The sequence below is a fragment of the Psychrobacter sp. CR212 genome, from assembly GCF_059693765.1.
Window position 1 is genome coordinate 112,108 of sequence record NZ_JCATIF010000006.1, and the last position, 18,398, is coordinate 130,505.

15 protein-coding genes and 1 tRNA gene are annotated in these 18,398 nt (G+C 42.2%); 6 read left to right on the plus strand and 10 right to left on the minus strand.

Going from position 1 to position 18,398, the window contains the following annotated elements; genetic code table 11:
- Nucleotides 1-63: 63 nt before the first annotated feature.
- The gene (locus AC58CZ_RS11410) at nucleotides 64-978 is read right to left on the minus strand and encodes a YagK/YfjJ domain-containing protein (protein ID WP_340050112.1); all 915 of its coding nucleotides are present in this window, start codon (nucleotides 976-978) and stop codon (nucleotides 64-66) included.
- 702 nt (nucleotides 979-1,680) lie between these two features.
- Between AC58CZ_RS11410 and AC58CZ_RS11415 the strand changes: the two genes are divergently transcribed.
- Complete coding sequence (locus tag AC58CZ_RS11415) at nucleotides 1,681-2,937, plus strand: hypothetical protein (RefSeq protein WP_494224535.1); 1,257 nt, start codon at nucleotides 1,681-1,683, stop codon at nucleotides 2,935-2,937.
- A 7-nt stretch (nucleotides 2,938-2,944) separates the two neighbouring features.
- On the opposite strand, the gene AC58CZ_RS11420 is transcribed toward AC58CZ_RS11415, so the two are convergent.
- Nucleotides 2,945-4,309, minus strand: a complete 1,365-nt coding sequence (locus AC58CZ_RS11420; RefSeq protein WP_340050114.1) for a tyrosine-type recombinase/integrase — start codon at nucleotides 4,307-4,309, stop codon at nucleotides 2,945-2,947.
- Nucleotides 4,310-4,592: 283 nt separating this feature from the next.
- Nucleotides 4,593-4,683 (minus strand) — tRNA-Ser (locus AC58CZ_RS11425).
- Nucleotides 4,684-4,869: 186 nt separating this feature from the next.
- Here AC58CZ_RS11425 and AC58CZ_RS11430 point away from each other — a divergent pair.
- The 3 genes from AC58CZ_RS11430 (at nucleotide 4,870) to AC58CZ_RS11440 (ending at nucleotide 6,666) form a co-directional block, all read left to right on the plus strand.
- Nucleotides 4,870-5,706, plus strand: a complete 837-nt coding sequence (locus AC58CZ_RS11430) for a DNA/RNA non-specific endonuclease (protein WP_494224536.1) — start codon at nucleotides 4,870-4,872, stop codon at nucleotides 5,704-5,706.
- 52 nt (nucleotides 5,707-5,758) lie between these two features.
- The gene (locus AC58CZ_RS11435; protein WP_075106466.1) at nucleotides 5,759-6,022 is read left to right on the plus strand and encodes a hypothetical protein; all 264 of its coding nucleotides are present in this window, start codon (nucleotides 5,759-5,761) and stop codon (nucleotides 6,020-6,022) included.
- Between the two features lie 260 nt (nucleotides 6,023-6,282).
- Nucleotides 6,283-6,666 (plus strand): DUF2147 domain-containing protein, encoded by a 384-nt coding sequence (locus AC58CZ_RS11440; protein WP_058023491.1) that lies wholly within the window; start codon nucleotides 6,283-6,285, stop codon nucleotides 6,664-6,666.
- Nucleotides 6,667-6,862: 196 nt separating this feature from the next.
- Here the strand turns inward: AC58CZ_RS11440 and AC58CZ_RS11445 are convergent, their stop codons facing one another.
- From AC58CZ_RS11445 to AC58CZ_RS11460, 4 genes are all read right to left on the minus strand, one after another.
- Nucleotides 6,863-8,125 (minus strand): ammonium transporter, encoded by a 1,263-nt coding sequence (locus tag AC58CZ_RS11445; RefSeq protein WP_494224537.1) that lies wholly within the window; start codon nucleotides 8,123-8,125, stop codon nucleotides 6,863-6,865.
- A 106-nt stretch (nucleotides 8,126-8,231) separates the two neighbouring features.
- A complete protein-coding gene (locus AC58CZ_RS11450; RefSeq protein ID WP_010197981.1) occupies nucleotides 8,232-8,570 on the minus strand; it encodes a P-II family nitrogen regulator in 339 nt (112 codons plus the stop codon).
- Between the two features lie 462 nt (nucleotides 8,571-9,032).
- Nucleotides 9,033-9,887 carry a universal stress protein gene (locus AC58CZ_RS11455; RefSeq protein ID WP_494224538.1) on the minus strand — a complete coding sequence of 285 codons (855 nt, stop codon included), beginning with the start codon at nucleotides 9,885-9,887 and terminating at the stop codon, nucleotides 9,033-9,035.
- A gap of 177 nt (nucleotides 9,888-10,064) precedes the next feature.
- Entirely contained in the window at nucleotides 10,065-11,564 is a 1,500-nt protein-coding gene (locus AC58CZ_RS11460) for a SulP family inorganic anion transporter (protein ID WP_494224539.1), read from the minus strand.
- 668 nt (nucleotides 11,565-12,232) lie between these two features.
- Here AC58CZ_RS11460 and murD point away from each other — a divergent pair.
- Nucleotides 12,233-13,669 (plus strand): UDP-N-acetylmuramoyl-L-alanine--D-glutamate ligase, encoded by a 1,437-nt coding sequence (gene murD / locus AC58CZ_RS11465; protein ID WP_494224540.1) that lies wholly within the window; start codon nucleotides 12,233-12,235, stop codon nucleotides 13,667-13,669.
- Nucleotides 13,670-13,957: 288 nt separating this feature from the next.
- On the plus strand, nucleotides 13,958-15,154 hold the full coding sequence (locus AC58CZ_RS11470) for an FtsW/RodA/SpoVE family cell cycle protein (RefSeq protein ID WP_494224541.1): 1,197 nt from the start codon (nucleotides 13,958-13,960) through the stop codon (nucleotides 15,152-15,154).
- Between the two features lie 106 nt (nucleotides 15,155-15,260).
- On the opposite strand, the gene gluQRS is transcribed toward AC58CZ_RS11470, so the two are convergent.
- From gluQRS to AC58CZ_RS11485, 3 genes are all read right to left on the minus strand, one after another.
- Nucleotides 15,261-16,241, minus strand: a complete 981-nt coding sequence (gene gluQRS, locus AC58CZ_RS11475; RefSeq protein WP_494224542.1) for a tRNA glutamyl-Q(34) synthetase GluQRS — start codon at nucleotides 16,239-16,241, stop codon at nucleotides 15,261-15,263.
- A gap of 240 nt (nucleotides 16,242-16,481) precedes the next feature.
- Nucleotides 16,482-16,919, minus strand: a complete 438-nt coding sequence (dksA, locus tag AC58CZ_RS11480) for an RNA polymerase-binding protein DksA (RefSeq protein WP_058023496.1) — start codon at nucleotides 16,917-16,919, stop codon at nucleotides 16,482-16,484.
- A 472-nt stretch (nucleotides 16,920-17,391) separates the two neighbouring features.
- Nucleotides 17,392-18,234, minus strand: coding sequence for a metallophosphoesterase (locus AC58CZ_RS11485; RefSeq protein ID WP_494224543.1), 843 nt, complete (start codon nucleotides 18,232-18,234; stop codon nucleotides 17,392-17,394).
- Between the last annotated feature and the right edge of the window lie 164 nt (nucleotides 18,235-18,398).

The window sequence follows — 18,398 nt, forward strand, 5'->3', positions numbered from 1 at the left end:
GTTAGATGGATAAGATCGCGATGGCTCCTTATCTCATCTCATGGCGATATCATATATCTAAAATTATTTTGATATGGGCGCTAGGCCTCTACGTTTTTTTGTACGATAAATACCATGACCAAAGGTACGCATGTTTGGTAACCAAAGTTTAAGTTGCTGCTCACTCTTGCTTGGCTTCGTTAGGTATAAAGCTGAAGCTACAGCGTTTTCGACTTCCTGAGGGTTATCACGATGAATCATGCCGATACCTAGTTTGCCATGTTGCCTATACTGCTGCTTACGTTCTTTATCGTGGTAGCTATAGTATTCGCCTAGACCAGCGGTTACCTCCTTCCATTTTTCGCCCACCTCTTTAGCCAAGTACCAATCGTTCTGTCGCTCTGAGCCATCATATATAAGTAGTAAATGACAGTGCAACCCGCCCTCGATACCGCCTTGTTCTAAAGCCCAAGCATTGCCTTGCAAATGCTCAAAGCACGTCTTTTTATTACCGATAAGCTCACGGAACTTGCTCATGTGAAAGTCAAAGTCTTCGATAGATACATGATGGCTGGTCTGCTTTTCGTACTTTAAGTCGATGCGGATAAATAGCAGTTTTGAGTAATGAGTGGTCAGATTACCTACGTAATTCGCTAAATTGTTTCTATTTTGCGACTCCTGATAGCTGAACGTGATGCGTTCACGCTCAATGTCATTTCTATAGCATGACAGCATGTTGATAAAATACCGTGTTTTATCATGACCCCAAATGACATTAATGGGATATGACTCACCAACGATAGCGTTGGTGCTATGAACAAATGCGACAATTGGCTGTGAATAAAATAGCTCAGTATTGAAGTGAGTCGTGAACGGGTAATACAACCCGTTCAACTGACTTTTGACATCTTCAAAGTGGATAGTATTTGCTAGTACGTCTGTAACGAGACTATGGACGTTAGCGACAACTTGAGGTTGGTTGAGATGTGAATATGGCATGATTATGATCCTATTAAATTAATGTTCATAGGGTCAGGTCAGTCTGTATTTTTATAATGTTAGTCGCTGAGAGATGAGCTCTCAGCAATAGGATAAATGACTACTGGAGTATTAATAGTATTAATAATATACATAACCCATTAAGGATCAGCTGCCGGAAAGCAGCTGTATTTCAGCTAACGTTGAAGAATCGCACGCTAAGTAATTTCAAATTGCTGTGTGCTACAGGTGGTTACTTGGGATGGAGTTAGCTAAGCGGCAGTACTAATTAATCTGAACAATATTCCGCTATAACATCTTAAAAGCAGGTGGATATCACAAATTTTTAAAGCTATCTACTCTGACTTAGAACTACGCTTGATAAGTATGTTTCCGCTACTAAACTAGCACTTTCGATTAAAGCTGCTAGTTATTGTATCCAGCAGACTCTAACTCAATAGTTGCTTAGCTTTATCTACGCTAATTTAGTATAGACTGGCAATATCCATCGCTGTAGCTAACCATCCCGTCGTTTAATACGCAATAAAATTATAGACCCTCATCGTAAGCTAGTATATATTAAAGATAGATGGCTTGTAGTACTTAATTATAAGGCCTACATGGATTTATTGCTAGAAATAAACTATAAAAAATACAGTATAAAACCTAATGAAAACTAGGTTTTATACTGTATTTTCCTATAATTTTTTATGAGGAAATGACATGGAGAACGGACAATTAACTAGGCTGCCTGACAATCAGAACTATCCTTTCAATAAAGCATCAATGCTGTACAGTCAATCGCAATTCTTGAAATTAATGACAGATGACTACATCAAAGAGATAAAATCTGGTAGGAGAAAAATTGAAGAGTTTTACAAAAGCCTGAATAGATTGAGCGCTCATGACGCAAGATCACTACTATTTATAGAGAATAATTTATTAGGCAAGAGTTGGGAGAATTTAGAGTATGATGATGATGACTATAAGAATTTACTGATTAGTCATCTTCAGAATTGGTCGATGCCTGTTGAAAGATACAACTTTTTAATTCAATGTAAAGCTCAAAATCAAGTACCTGAAAAATATCTTGAATGGTTTCAAAATGATTTACGTTGCTCGCTTTTCTTGACAAGTCTAGTTGGTCATTCATTGAGTGCTGAAGCTTACAAAGGTAGATATGAACTTATAGATGGTATAACTAATTTATTACGTTATGACATTATTAGTTTTAATAGCAATGTAAATACTAGCCTAGACTATTCGGAAAAAATATCAAGAGGTGGGGATTGGCGAGTTTCATACTTATTATCATTTAAATCCACGTACCTAAAAGGGCGCACTCAGGATAAGGAATTAAAATGGCTTGATGTTTCTAACCATGAACAGATCGAGTGGGCGTATGATTATCTTGAAAAGAATAAACACATTATTCTCAAAGGTGTGTTTTTCCCTGAGACCATTGAGGAAAAATATGAGCTTATATTAGCAAGTTTAGATAGGCTTTCTAATATTGAAAGTGACGATATTGGAACTGAAAAGAATAAGGGTTATTCTCCACGAAGCTATGTTTTATTTAGTATTAAGAAGGCATGGGATGGGCAAAAGCAATATGATTCTAAGAGTAAAACGAGCGATGGCATTATAAAAATATATAAGAAAAATCAGGCTAAGTTAGACGAGCTCACAAAGAAAAATAAGATTACAGCAAATAAACTGATAAATAAATACATTGAAGACGCTCATAAGAAAATGTTGTCCCCAAACGACCAAAGTGAGAAGCAAGTTTTTGAGCACTATGAAGAATATAAAGCCGACGAAAAGTATATGAACATGTCGTCAACAGAGGAGGTACTACCTGACGCAAATTCAACTAAGCCACCAATAGAAATTACATCTCCTATAGATAAGAAAAAAAATCACCATAATGTAAATGTTAAGCCTCGTAGAAACAAAGTCTTTGAGAAGCCACCTTGCTGATTAAAGCTTAATTTTTATTAGACAATGATAATTGTATCTCTTCAGTGCTTAAACCTTTATCTATTAACGCTTGTATCAGAGCATCGCTGTCCATATCTGAAAGTGATGCTTTTTTATGCTCATTTAGCGACTTTTCAATTTGCTGCCGTGCTGTCTGAAAGTCAACGACCTCGCCTGTTTCTCTGAGCAGGTCTAAAAAGTCTGCCCAGACTTGCATGATTTTACGGCGTTCTTCTAAGTGTTGCGCGTGGTTATAAACCGCTCTGATACTGCTTTTTTTATCGTGCGCCATTTGCTTTTCGATAGCATCGCCCATGTAGCCAAGCTCGTTCAGATTGGTTGAAGCAATGTGGCGAAAGCCGTGCCCTGTCTGTTTGCCCGCATACCCTAGTATATCTAGCGCGTTATTAATGAACTCTTCGCTATACGGTTGATGCATGCCCGTATGATAGAACACGTATTCATATTGCCCTGTAATGGCTTTCATCTCTTCTAGCACTGCGAGCATTTGATCTGATAGTGGTACGACATGCTTACGCGCAATTTTGAGATTGTCGATATCAACGCGCCATAAACGGTTGGCAAAATCGATATGTGCCCATTTCATCATACGCAGCTCAATGGTGCGGCAAAATGAATAGGCTAAGAATTTCATACCTAATCTAGTTTGGTCGTGACCATGATAACCCTCGATAGCTTGTAGTAGGCCAGGCAGCTCACTGATATCGACATGCTTCATGTGCTGACTTTTGGCTTTAGGATAGAGTTCCTTTAGGTCATCAATTGGGTTTTGCTCAATGATACGCTCGCGTTTGGCACGCTTCAAAACATTAGCAACCAAATCAATAGTGCGTCTGGTAACCTCACGTGGCGGTTCACCGTTTTTGTTCACACGCTTTTCGATCTCGTCTGCCATTGATCGGCAGTCTTCAAAGCTTACATCCTTTAAAGCAATGCCTTCAAAATGAGATAACACGTCTTTATGCATACGGTTATAGTCTTGCTGATAAGTACGCGGCTTGACGTTACGTTGTCGTTCAGCAAGCCAGTCTAGCGCATAGTCATTAAATTTTTGCGCATAAATATTGGCAAGCTTATCTTGCCGTTTTTTATTTTTTGGATCAATACCGTTAGCCAATAATGCTTTGATCTCAGTATTGGCTTGTCTGGCCTGAGATAGCGACATGAGTGGATAGGTACCAAGAGTCATACTTTTTTGCTTACCATCAAAGCGATAAACGCTTATCCATGATTTTGTACCCGTGCTACGCACAAAAAGCTGTAATCCATACTTGTCAGTATACTTGTCAGGCCGCAAAGGTATGCACTTATCACTTGGTTTAAGCTTACGAATTTTGGTATCACTTAACATGTTGGTCTATTCCTCATACCTACGAGCTATACATTCAAAGCGTTAAGACAATTATGTTGGTCTAAGGCGTATAAATCTAGATCGAATGTTGGTCTAATTACGGTCTATATGAATAATAGACCAACGAATAGACCAACACAAGCGACGTGATAGGTGGGTCACGTTGGGTGGGGTTGGGAAAACAGTAGACATAAAAAAAACGCTAGACGCGTTATTTATAAAGGGTTTAATTGGTATATGAGTGGAATTGGGTCAAGGTGGGAAAACTAAGATTTTATAAGATTGGCGGTGAAGGAGGGATTCGAACCCTCGATACGCGATTAACGTATACACACTTTCCAGGCGTGCGGTTTCAGCCACTCACCCACTTCACCGTTTTTTGAACGCCTAAGTATAGCGGATACCATTTAAAATGTCACGACTTGCGCGCTATCTTTCTTTATTGCTAACTGCCTGCTAGGATAGCAGATACGCAATGATGAGTATAAATGGTTGAAGATTGAATGATAAGTTTCCGTGAGCGCACATATGGACTTAAACACAGCATACTAATGACTGTCATGACAGTTATAATAGGTGTTAATCAGGCGCATGCTGATGATTTCACGCAGTGTAGCCAGTCCTTTTATGGTGGGATTTACCCTGAATTTACCAACACCAAGCTAAGTAATCAAACACAAACACTATGCATGGATGGCTTTGCCGTTATGTACTCTGGTGTATCACGGACACCGCTGTGGTCAGCAGAACATCTAGATCGCACACGTCTGCAGCAAGCCAAACAGATCGACCGTGAAGATAGCTTCCATGAAGAAAGCAAGCTCCCAGAATCAGCACGCGCGTCATTATCTGACTATTCAGGTTCTGGTTATGATCGCGGACATCTAGCACCAAATGCCAATATGGCAACGCGCAGTCAGCAATATGATAGTTTTAGTTTGGCCAATATCGCGCCGCAGTCGCCGCGCAATAATCGTTATATTTGGCGCAATATCGAATCGGCAACTCGCTATTTGACCCAGCAATACGGTGAGGTTTATACCATTACTGGCGTCGCATTTACCAATACTAAGACCAAGCAGCTTGCCAATCGTGTGCTCGTGCCGAGCCATTTTTTCAAAGCCGTCTACATTCCAGCGACCGATCAAGCAGGGGTATATTACGCGCCAAATGACGAATCTGAACGCATTGATGTTATTAGTATCGATGAGCTGACCGCTGAAACCGGTATCGATGTCTTGCCGATGTTGGACATTCAAACTAAGCGAGAAGCATTGGATTTGCCACTGAAGGCAGGTGAGAGTTCAGACACAACTGATGCGCCAGCTCAGGAGCCGGATTGGATGCTATTCGTCTGGGCTATTTTGGAGTGGTTACTTGCGCAGTTAAAGGCATAGAGCAAAACGTAGAATACTTTTTGAGTTTTAAATACACCATAAGGATGCACACATGATTGACCCATTCGCCAATGATCACCAAAGCATGCAGGTTGGTGATCTTGTTATTGAAAACCAAAAGGACAAAATCATCATCTATGGTGATCTAGACCTGACTTTGGATGCATCCGGATATGAACACGCTCAGCAATTGCATGAGCTAATGAGTCGGGTCATAAACACATTTGAAAGTAAAAACCTTTATAATAATAATGATGATAAGTCAAAGGAAAATGATGACCAATTGGGCAAAGATATCGACAATCCCTTCTTGTAAGTCTTTGATATGGTTTTATTTTATAGAAATAATAAAGTATAAAAAAATTACTAGGCAAAGTCGGAAAATTGATTATAATGAGTCAAGACATCGCTTATGTCGCTCAAAATCTTTGACAAAGAGTTATGAGCAATATCGATAACCTACGCTTTATAAGTAGAGAATCGCAAAGCTTGTAATAAAAGATTCTAGCAAAGGATAAGCTTAGGAAATCAGAAACATAATGTTTCGAGCAATCATTGTATGAAGGGAGTCAATCTATGAAATTATTTACAAAAACCACGTTAGCCGTTGCTGGTATTGGTATTGCTAGTATGGCATTTGCTGCTGACCCATTAGCCAATACGACTTGGCAGACATATGATGAAGGCAAGCCAAAAGGTACGGTAAAAATTACTGAGTCAAATGGGGTACTGACAGGTACGCTCATTGCTACTAACTCAGCCAAAGGCAAAAAGCATATAGGCACGACCATTATTAGAGGTCTAAAATCTGATGGTGGCGGTAAATACAGCGGTGGTACGATTACTGATCCTGAAAAAGGCAAAGATTATCGTATGACGGCAAATCTAAGTGGTAATACTTTGAAGCTAAGAGGCTATATTGGTCCATTCTCTCGTAGCCAAGAGTGGAAAAAGAAATAAGTCGATCAAGTAGTTTTTTATCAGATCTGTACTTAATAGATAAAATCCCGCACTACCGAAAGGTACTGCGGGATTTTTTATGTTTTACATTTTATTGTGTCAGTAAGGGGAGGTTACTCAATAAAATAATAAACGCTGACACTACGGTAAGTAGTATCAGCGTATCGAACGATAGGGTTTAGACTATTAAGAGATCTTATCTGATAAATTCTGGATAAGCTTCCATACCACACTCTGCAATATCAGCACCTTCGTACTCATCTTCTTCAGAGATACGGATACCGATGACAGCTTTGATGATGACCCAAATGATGAAGCTTGCAACAAATACCCAAGCAAAGATGGTCGCAGCGCCTGCAATCTGACCGATGAAGGTAGATGCTGGGTTGGTAATTGGTACGATTAGTAGACCAAACAGACCAACCACGCCATGAACTGAGATTGCACCCACTGGATCATCAATTTTGATTTTATCTAACGCTAAGATTGATAATACGACGATGACACCAGCGGCAACACCGAAAAGAGTGGCTTGTAGCGCAGAAGGGGTTGATGGCTCTGCAGTAATGGCCACTAGGCCGGCTAATGCACCGTTTAGGAGCATGGTTAGATCCGCTTTACCAAAGATGATACGAGCGATTATCAGAGCGCCCACAGCACCACCAGCAGCAGCAGCATTAGTGTTCAAGAATACCATGGCGACAGAGTTGGCACTGGCGATATCGCCAAGTTTGAGTACTGAACCACCGTTGAAACCGAACCAACCCATCCATAGGATCAATGTACCAAGCGCGGCTAGTGGAAGATTGGCGCCAGGAATCGCACGTATCTCACCGTTAGGACCGTATTTACCTTTACGGGGTCCTAGGAGTAATACACCTGCTAGAGCAGCAGCAGCACCCGCCATATGGACGATACCAGAGCCTGCAAAGTCAGAGAAACCCATATCGCCTAGGTTAAATAACCCAAAGACATCGTTACCGCCCCAAGTCCAACTGCCTTCTAATGGATAGATAACACCAGTCATGACAACAGCAAATAATAAGAAAGCCCATAGCTTCATACGCTCAGCAACAGCACCTGAAACGATTGACATACAGGTTGCTACAAAGACTACTTGGAAGAAAAAATCTGAGGCTGCAGAGTAGACAGAGTCACCACCAAAGCCATTTTCGGCAGAGGCTGCTAGTGCGTCTTCTACTAAGGTATCGCCGCCTGCAATTCCGCTCAAGAACAGATCGCCACCATACATAATAGCGTAGCCGCATATCATGTACATGATACTGGCGGTTGCAAATAGCGCGACATTCTTAGTTAAGATTTCGACCGTGTTTTTTGATCGGACCAATCCGGCCTCTAACATAGTGAAGCCAGCTGCCATCCACATGACCAACGCCCCACAGATCAAAAAGTAAAACGTATCGAGCGCATACTGGAGCTCAAAGATTTGACTTTCCATTTAAATTCCCCTTGAATTTACAATATAGATATCGGTATGACCGATAGATAAAAATGCAGTAAGAGCCTTTCTCTATAAATCGATGTTTATAGATATGGCCTCAAATCTAGATAGCATCAGGTCCGGTTTCGCCCGTACGGATACGAATGACTTGCTCAAGCGCAGTGACGAAGATTTTGCCGTCACCAATCTTGCCAGTGCTAGCGATACGAGTGATTGCTTCAATAGCAGGTTCGACCATCTCGTCGATCACAGCGACTTCGACTTTTACCTTAGGTAAAAAGTCCACCACGTATTCTGCGCCGCGATAGAGCTCTGTGTGACCTTTTTGACGACCGAAACCTTTGACTTCAGTGACGGTAACACCTTTAACACCGATGTCAGAAAGCGCTTCACGCACATCGTCGAGCTTAAACGGTTTTAAGATCGCAGTGATTAGCTTCATAAAAAATTCCTTATTTGTGTGATGCCGCAGATTGATAGAGGCATTATGGTGCATCGTCGTATCTCTGCTTTGCTTACGGTAAGTTATTCAAGAACTGTGCCAACCTACTCAAGGGGGAGGTAGAATTGGGTTTATTTATTCAAAAATAACCGCGGTTGCAACAGAGTATATGGGTGACGATGTAATGATGAGAGCCATCATTATAAACATAGTAAAAGCGACTCAACCTTTAGCGTTTGGTTAATGAAAACTTTATTATAACCAACTTTTTAGGTGCTTGGGGAGGCTATCCCTCTATTTCATGTGACGATTTGCTAACTTGAGTTTAGTAATAAAATGAACGTTTGATGACAGCTGATTAAAGCTAAATAGAGGAGAGGTCGCGGTAAGCGGCAGAGACCAAAAGAGTCATTGGTGCTCTGCGCTTATATAGATAGGCTATGTGTGTAGATAAAACGATGCTTAAGCCTTAGGAAAAAGGAGGTATGGTGTTTTGGTGCTGCCTAATAACTTCTTAGTATCGCTGCCTTGTAGCAACTCACGTAAACGCGATTGGCCAAACGCGCCTGTTATGAGTAGGCCGATATCGTTTTGGTTTTGGTAGTAATTTAAAGCCGCCGCAACATCACGGCAGTCTAATAATGTTTTTTTAGATTTGATACCTGCTTGCTTGAGCTTCGCGTATGCTTCACGTAGGGCGTCACAGTTATCAGAGGTTTCTTTACCGATCATGACAATATGAATGGTCAAGGCACGCACGAGCGGGGTTTTACACAACCAATTAAGTAACTTATGGCATGTTGGACTGTTGTCAAAAGCAAACAAAGCGGTAGTAGGGGGCAAAAATGGTGCATGTGTCACCAAAATGGGGCAGTGGCTGACTCTAATCAGTTGTCCTAATGTCGTTTTGCACGTGACATGATGACCGATGACGATCAATTGTGCCTTGTCATCGACGTAATCGATACTCTGGTTCAGGTTTTCATGACGATGCAAGGTATAAGTTTTAAGCTTATGAGGCTTTTGCTCGCAATACGTGGTAGCTTGAGACAGTAATAGTTTGCCCTGTGCTTTTAGCTCACAGTTGCCCAAATGCTCTTTGGTTGTGAACTGCTCAAGCAAGGCATTTTCATCATCGATATTGAGACAACCAGAATAATTGACCGCAGCTTTTTGCTGTAAGCTTGGGACTGAATGTAGCAGTCCTACAGGCGCGCGCAAGCGAATAGAAGCCCACATGCTGGCCTCTAATACAGCTTGGACATGATCAGGACAGTCCAAGCAAGCAATGACACTATCTGGTTTTAAGTTACTCATAAAACGGCCACATCATTCTAATCATCAAAATCAGCCACTCAGCGTAGGGCTAAGGCATCACGTACATACCCAACTCTTTTGACCAACGCAGCTGTCTATTTATCCATCGATTCACAAATCATTCATCGATTCACAAAACCTTGCCATACATCAATGACAAGTTAGACGTAGATTTGCTTAATCTAATAAGCCAATATCTCGGCGATCGTGAATAGAGAAGCGGTCAATCAGTGTTCGACTCGCATTGTTGAGTCCTACCACTTTGACATCAATACCTTCACGTTGCAAGCGCATGACCAGCTTGTCCAAGGTATCAACAGCACTGATGTCCCAAAAATGTGCATTGCTGACGTCAATTTGAATGCTGTCTACCGCTTCTTTGGTATCAAAGCTATTCAAAAACTGTGTCGTAGAGGCAAAGAACACCTGTCCTTGAACATAATAATAACGGGTATTGCTACTATCATCGTACTCACTGAATATGGTTAAGAACTGACCAATCTTATTGGCAAATGCTAAGGCAGATAGCAACACGCCAACACCAACGCCATAAGCTAAGTTGTGCGTAAAGACAGTGGTCAATACCGTCGCTAACATAACAATGTTAAATGACATAGGGTGCGTTTTAAATTCGCGAATAGATTGCCAGTTAAACGTGCCAATCGATACCATAATCATGACAGCAACGAGGGCTGCCATCGGAATTTGGCTGACCCATTCACTCAAAAACACCACCATGATAAGCAGTACTACACCTGCGATCAAGGTAGAAAGGCGCGTGCGTCCACCGGATTTTACATTAATCATTGACTGACCAATCATCGCACAGCCTGCCATACCACCGAAGAAGCCTGACACCACGTTAGCTATGCCTTGACCACGGCACTCTTTGTTCTTATCACTTGGCGTATCGGTCAGCTCATCGACAATCGTCGCAGTCATCATAGACTCTAATAAACCCACAATGGCAAGCGCAATAGAATAAGGAGCAATAGTCAACAATGTATTTAGGTTTAATGGAATATCAGGCAACAAAAACACAGGCAACGAATCTGGCAAATCACCCATGTTACCGACGTTACGAATATCAAGATTCATATACATGGCGACCGCTGTCAAACCAACGATACAAATCAATGGAGAGGGAATCACACGGCCTATTTTAGGGATAAGTGGAAACAGATAAATAATTGCCAAACCCACAGCCGTCATGATATATACCGTCATACCGACACGTTCAGTCATGGGATTTAATTCTGGTAACTGGGCGGCGAATATCAATATTGCCAGTGCGTTGACAAAGCCAATCACCACTGAGCGCGAGACAAAGCGCATCAAATTACCAAGCTTTAGAATGCCCATGACGACCTGAATGACACCGCACAATAAGGTCGCAGCCAGTAAATACCGCAAACCATGATCGGCAACCAAATCAACCATGACTAAGGCCATAGCACCCGTTGCTGCCGAAATCATACCTGGACGACCACCGACAAAACTGATCACGACCGCGATACAGAATGAGGCATATAGGCCGACTTTTGGATCCACACCTGCGATAATAGAGAAAGCAATGGCTTCTGGAATGAGCGCCAAGGCGACAACCAAGCCCGATAAAACGTCACCGCGAACGTTGGAGAACCACTCGTCACGCAAGTTATCAACAAAAGATATCATAAGTAAACTACATAGGGTTAGAGGCAAAAAAAGTAATCATTACTCATTTATAAAATGATCGTGTCACTAAAAATAGCTATTCATTTTTCTTTTACGTCAACATGCACAGGTCATGTTGCCGTGTTGGAATGTGAAAGGTCAATCATAAGTATGTCTACTGATTTTTTTGGTATCACAAATACGCTCATCAATATTCAAAAAGATGATAAGAGCAATAAAACTACCTAAAATATGGTTTGAACCAGATTTCTTAAAATAGGCTATAAAAAAGGCCTATCGTAAGACATAGAATCAGCAATCACTTGCTGCAGTAGAGGGTAATCAATAATCTGCCAGAAAAGAATGCGGGTCTGACATCCCGTTGTGACACATGAATCATTGCTAAAGAGACGTGACAATAGCGCGATTAATGTGACAACATGATAAACTAAAATGCTTGGGTGAACTGCTTTATCATATAGCAATGTCACGCATCAATTAAGTTAGCTATTATAGCATTAGCCACTGAATATAAAAATAGGCGAATAATAGCACAAACACATAAAAAATCAGTACCGAAATCTGAACGATACCGTTATGATGCTTGTCATCTCGACGGTGTCATTTGGAGTCGCTATCCGCATCAGTGTGCTTGATGACATCTCGCTCGTTCAATAGAAGGAATAGATATGACCGCTCATAACGCAACAGAAACCTTGATTCACAAGGGTAATGGTCTACAGGTCGTGGTTGGTTTGGGACAGTCTGGGTTATCGGTCGCGCATTATCTTGCCAAACAAGGCTATCAAGTGGCGGTAACAGATGCACAGGTCGCGCCTACACTGGCAGCACAATTGCCAGATGAGATTGAGGTTCGTCAGTTTGGTACCATTGATGCAGAATTATTGCAGCAAGCTGCCCGCATTATTATCAGTCCTGGTATCTCGCTTGACATGCCTGCCATTGCAGCAGCTCGTCACGCAAATATTCCCGTCGTCAGCGACATTCAGCTTTTTTGTGAGGCTTGTACGGTGCCGATCGTGGCGATCACAGGCTCCAATGCCAAAAGCACCGTGACCACCTTAGTGGGGCAAATGGCAGCAGACGCTGGTATCAATGTGGGTGTGGGCGGCAACATAGGGATACCGGCACTCACTTTGCTGGATAATACGAACATGGAGCTGGCGGTGCTAGAACTATCTAGCTTTCAACTAGAAACCGTCACAAATTTGGGGGCAAAGGTTGCTACTGTCCTCAATATGTCGCCAGATCATCTCGATCGCCATGGTGATATGCTGGGCTACCATCAGGCCAAACATCGTATTTTCCAAGGCGCTAAGTCCGTCGTCATCAACCGTGAGGATGCACTCACCCGACCATTGGTTGCAGACAATCTGCCAAGGATCAGTACTGGCATCCATGCGCCTGACAAAGGTCAGTATGGCCTGATAACAGATGTGGAAGGTCAAACATTTATTGCGCGTGGTACAGAAAGGTTACTGTCCGCAGACAAACTGTTGATGAAAGGACGTCATAATCTGCTAAACGCGCAAGCAGCTTTAGCGCTCGGTGAGCTTGCAGGGTTGCCCCTTGAGAGTATGCTCGAGACGTTACAGCAATTCACAGGTCTTGAGCATCGCTGCCAGTATGTAGGGAGCTTTGCTAATATCGACTATTTTGATGATTCTAAAGGCACCAATATTGGCTCTACCATGGCTGCGATCGAAGGATTGGGCGCCGTCTACGCTCCTAAAGATGGTAAACTTCTCTTGATTTTAGGCGGGCAAGGTAAAGGCCAGCAGTTTGGCGAGTTGACGCCCTTTATCAATCAGTACGTCAGCCAAGTATTGTTCATTGGTGAGGATGGCAAGCAGATTGAGCAGCATTTGCGAGCCGCCAAGATCAGCGACGATGTGGCATTGCATCAATGCCAAACATTAGAAAACGCCTTTGTCACTATTCAGCAAGTCACTGCCAGCAGCCTATCGCAAGTGCAAGCGGTATTGTTGTCACCTGCCTGTGCCAGTTTTGATCAATACAGTGGTTATGCGGCTCGCGGTGAGCATTTCAGTCGATTGGTTGCTCAGTTAGATACGGCACAATCAGATAGCACGATTATCAGTTAAAAGTTTTAAATGGCTATGGGCTCGAACAGATTAGCTTAGATGGTGTAGTAGCACGTGAGTTACTTATTAACCAAAGCAGCATTTCTCGTATAAATGATTGTTTTGCTTATAAATTGCTGCTACTGTCGATCGTAATGACTCTGATTGCTAGATAAATGATTGCTCAAGCATTTTTTGATGATTGAGGGTTTTTATCATCGTCTATCTAGTAAGATTTATTTTATGAATTTTTAAACGGTGGCGTTTCATAGACGCCGTGTTTTTTCGTTTGTTAGTGTATATAAAATTATGGCGCTCTCCTCTTTTTTTCGTTCTTCGCCCAAAACCAAGCAAGCCTCTGGCTCAGATGGTGTGCTTTCTATGCCATCAGCACGTGCAATTTTACTATCGAGCGTAGGTTGCATGATGGTACTTAGTTTGCTGATGGTGGCTTCTGCTTCTATTCCTTTTGCGCTCAGTCGCGGTATGACGGAGCTGTATTTTTTCAATAATCAGCTACTGTACATGACGATTGGGTTAATCGTCGCCATTATCCCTTATTATGGTGTGTCGTTACGGACGCTATATAAGACTGAAACGCAGTTTCTTTTGTTGGGTATTACTGGTATTTTGCTGGTGGCAACGCTGTTTAGTACACCCATTAACGGCTCTAAGCGCTGGCTCACGCTGGGAGGCTTTAACTTTCAGGTAGCCGAGTTGGCTAAGCTTGTCATGATTGTGTTTGTCTCTGATTTTGTGGTGCGCCGCTCTTTTGAGGTTCGTAATGGCCTAGATGGCTTTTTACGCATTATGCTAGTGGTGGTACTGATAACGATACTGCTATTGTCGCAGCCAGATTTTGGTTCTTTTGTCGTTGTTTTGGGGACGCTATTTGCGATTTTTTATATCGCTGGAGCACCTTATAAGCATTTCTTAGCATTGGGTGCGGCAGCCGTTGGTGGCGCAGTGTTGATGGTGACCACGGCAGAGTACCGATTGGTACGTGTGATGTCGTTCATGGATCCGTTTGATGATGTGCAGGATACCGATTATCAGCTGGCACGTAGTCTGATTGCTTTTGGCCGTGGACAGTTTACCGGGGTTGGCTATGGCGAAAGCGTGCAAAAACTGTCGCATTTGCCTGAGGCGCATACTGACTTTTTATTGGCGATTACGGGTGAAGAGTTGGGCTTTGTTGGTGTCAGTATGGTATTGATACTTGAGGCATTGATTATCGGTAGTGCGATGCGTATCAGTTACAACGCGCTAAAACGTCGCCAAATGCGCATGAGCTATACCGCGTTCGGTATCGGTGTGGTGTTTATTGCGCAGACGATTATTAATGCGGCGATGAACATGGGTGCCATTCCTACCAAAGGCCTCACCATGCCGTTCTTTAGCTATGGCGGTTCTTCAATGTTGATTAGCTTGGTGATGGTGGCTTTATTATTGAAAATATATAAAGAAAGTCCTGAGATTGAAAAGAGCCAATGCCGCTACTACTAAAAAGTTTAAGTTAGTCTATACATTCTATGATCAAGCACTAAAAAAGCGCCGCAAACAGTGGCGCTTTTTGCTATCTATTTTTTTGTGAGTTGCTTTTTAGTTATCTTCAATAAGGCGAATTCAACTGCTGCTTCCCTCGTAGCGGCGTATTTTCCCATTGAGCAATTGCTTGCTTGAGCATATTCTCTGGTGTATCAATATCGACCTTTGGTTGCTGTAGGAGTTTTAAGGCATCAGCGATAAGCTGGCTTGGATCTGAGGTATCAATTGGCTGTGCAAGATTCTGCTTAGAGAGCTTTTGACCATCTGTATTGTTGATTAATGGCAGATGATACCAATGGTCAATGGTTGGCAGTTGTGCCGCCTGCATGATACTGATCTGCGCTGTGGTCATGGGTAAAATATCCAAACCACGCATGATATGAGTTACCTGTTGTAGGCCGTCATCAATGCTGGCTGCCAGTATATAATTGATCATACCGTCTTGACGACGAGCCACCATATCTCCTAGTGTCTGCTGCGGATTGTCCCATTGCAGTCCTTGGATACCATCGTGAAAGCCAATTTTATAGTCTGGCAGCTGTATACGTAATTTATGCTGTTGCCTATCAAGGCCAGATGCAACACAGCGTCGTGGGTAACGCTGTCTGTTTGGCTGCGTTTGATTGCATGGTTGCGTTAAGTTAGCATTATTGTGATGTCTATTAATTTCCTCTTGCGCCCAATATTGCTCTAGGTCTTTGCGTGAGCACTGGCAGCCGTAGGTCAATGGGCGTAACGATGAAGACAAGTATTCGTTATAAATATCAATGCGTTCAGATTGATAAATGACATCACCGTCCCAGTGCAACCCAAGCACCTCTAAGTCCATCAAAATCTGTTCAGTAAACTGTCTATCACAGCGCTCAGTATCGGTATCTTCGATACGCAGCAGCCACTGTCCACCGAGCGATTTGATATGGCAAAAGCTTGCAAGTGCCGTGGTCAAAGAACCAAGGTGCAACTCACCCGTTGGTGAAGGGGCAAAGCGGCCAATAGGCTGGGATGATTTGATGTGAGATGGCGTATCAGTAGGAATAGTTTTCACAATAAATGGCTATCGATAAAAATAATACAGATAGAATAATAAAAATCAGGTTCAAAAGATATTTATTAAATGAGATTGTTTCGTGAGCAAAGGCAACATTTCACCAACGCTCCCTCTACTCAACACAGAGTAGGGGAAGCGTTTGCGTGAAGAGGCAGTCATCTAAACGGTCGTCTAAAATGCAAAAAGCGACCACTCATAGGGTCGCTTTGTTTTACAGTCATCTTAGTTCTATCTGATTTAAGCGCCTTGGTTTTGGCGTTCTTTAATCTCAGACAAAGTCTTGCAGTCGATACATTGGGTCGCTGTTGGACGTGCTTCAAGACGGCGCAAACCAATCTCTACGCCACAAGTTTCACAAAAGCCATAGTCATCATTTTCGATTTCTAGCATGGACTTGTCGATTTTGCGGATAAGTTTGCGTTCACGGTCGCGTGTGCGCAAGGCTAGCGCAAACTCTTCTTCTTGAGTTGCACGGTCATTGATATCAGGCATGGCGCTTGATTCGTCTTGGATGTAGCTTTTGGTACGATCCGCTTCGCCAATCAGTTGGTTTTTCCATTCCAACAAAATCGCCTTAAAATGCTCTAACTGTGCATCAGACATATACTCTTCGTCTGGGGCTGGCACATAAGGAGTAAACTTGACTTCACTTGGATTTGTGGTCACGGTGCTCATATGGGTATCCTACTTTTTCAAATTAATTCAATAAAACGACGTATCAAAAGACAAGACGTTATCAGTTTTACAAACGCTATAATTTGTCCTTTTATCAAACGTTTTACCACTTGGTAACACAAGTAACACAGCTGATCAAATAATATCGTTATGCTGGTCTATCGGTATCGACACACCATTGCTTAGGTATACTGCGATGCAAAATTTTCGTTCAATAGCATGGCTGCAATCATGTGGTAAATGACTGACTGTGAAAAACGATTTTAGCTACTATATTGCTGACTAATGTGAGATATCAGGCCATTTCGCTTCATTTTACAAGTTGTATCATTGTTTTTAATAATAATGAAGTTATTTTTTATCCTGATCTCATTTTTTCTTAATCTACTCTCTACTGCCACTTCAGTTAATAGGTGCTAAATCCTTGAGGTATAAGCGCTATAGCTATTTTATGCACCAATAAACATGGGCATTAAGTATCCAGTCTTTCAATCCAGCTTGCAACCTTTCCATTGTTGGCTAATTGCAACCAGCGGTAACCAGGCAAGCAAGCTTCATCGTAAGCAAAATCATGCGAATAAGGTTTAAATTGATAGCAGGTAGATGGCGTGCTATAAACAGTCACACCTTGACGATAACGAATCTGCTCTTGGTGAGTATGACCGCTAATGATTACCTGTAAATGCTCAAAAGGCGCCATATACTCCCAAAAAGTTTCAGCGTTTTGCGCCATATGGGTGTCAATCCAGTCAGAATCTACTGGGATGAGGTGATGGTGTAGGGCGATAAGCGCAGGCTTATCACATGCCTCAAGCCGTTTGCATAACCAATCAATATCTGTAGTGGTTATCTCACCTGCCACTTTACCTGCGATAGACGAGTCTAATAACAGTAGCTGCCAGTGATCACTCTCAATGATGTGCCGACTGAGTAAGCGTGAGTCAGCAGGCTGGGCAATGAGTGTCCGCTGAAAAAACGGCAAGTCTTCACCATTCTCATCAGTCACATCGTGATTGCCAGCGATACATACAAAAGGAATTTGGGTTGCCTGTAGTACATCAAAGATATGGTCATAGGTGGCGGGCTTTACTTTACTGACCAGATCGCCAGTCACGATAATTAAATCACAGCGAATATCTTCACTCAGTGCTTGCTGCAGTACAGCTTCAAAATTACGCTGACAATCACCCACCTCATTGACATGACTACTGTCAGTATCAGCAGCGACAGGCGTAGATAGATGCAAATCAGTAATTTGTAAAATATTTATCTGTTCATCGGACGTGCTGATTTTATTGACGGGATAGTTCGGCATTGGGTCGGTCCCTTATCGAATCAAAACAATGGTCATTGCGAGAACGAATATGGATAAATGATCTACTATTTTCAAAATTATATTAATCTATTATTAACACTAATTAATGACGAGTCATATAGTGAATCGGTACAAATAATGGTAAAGCAAGTTTATAACATAAA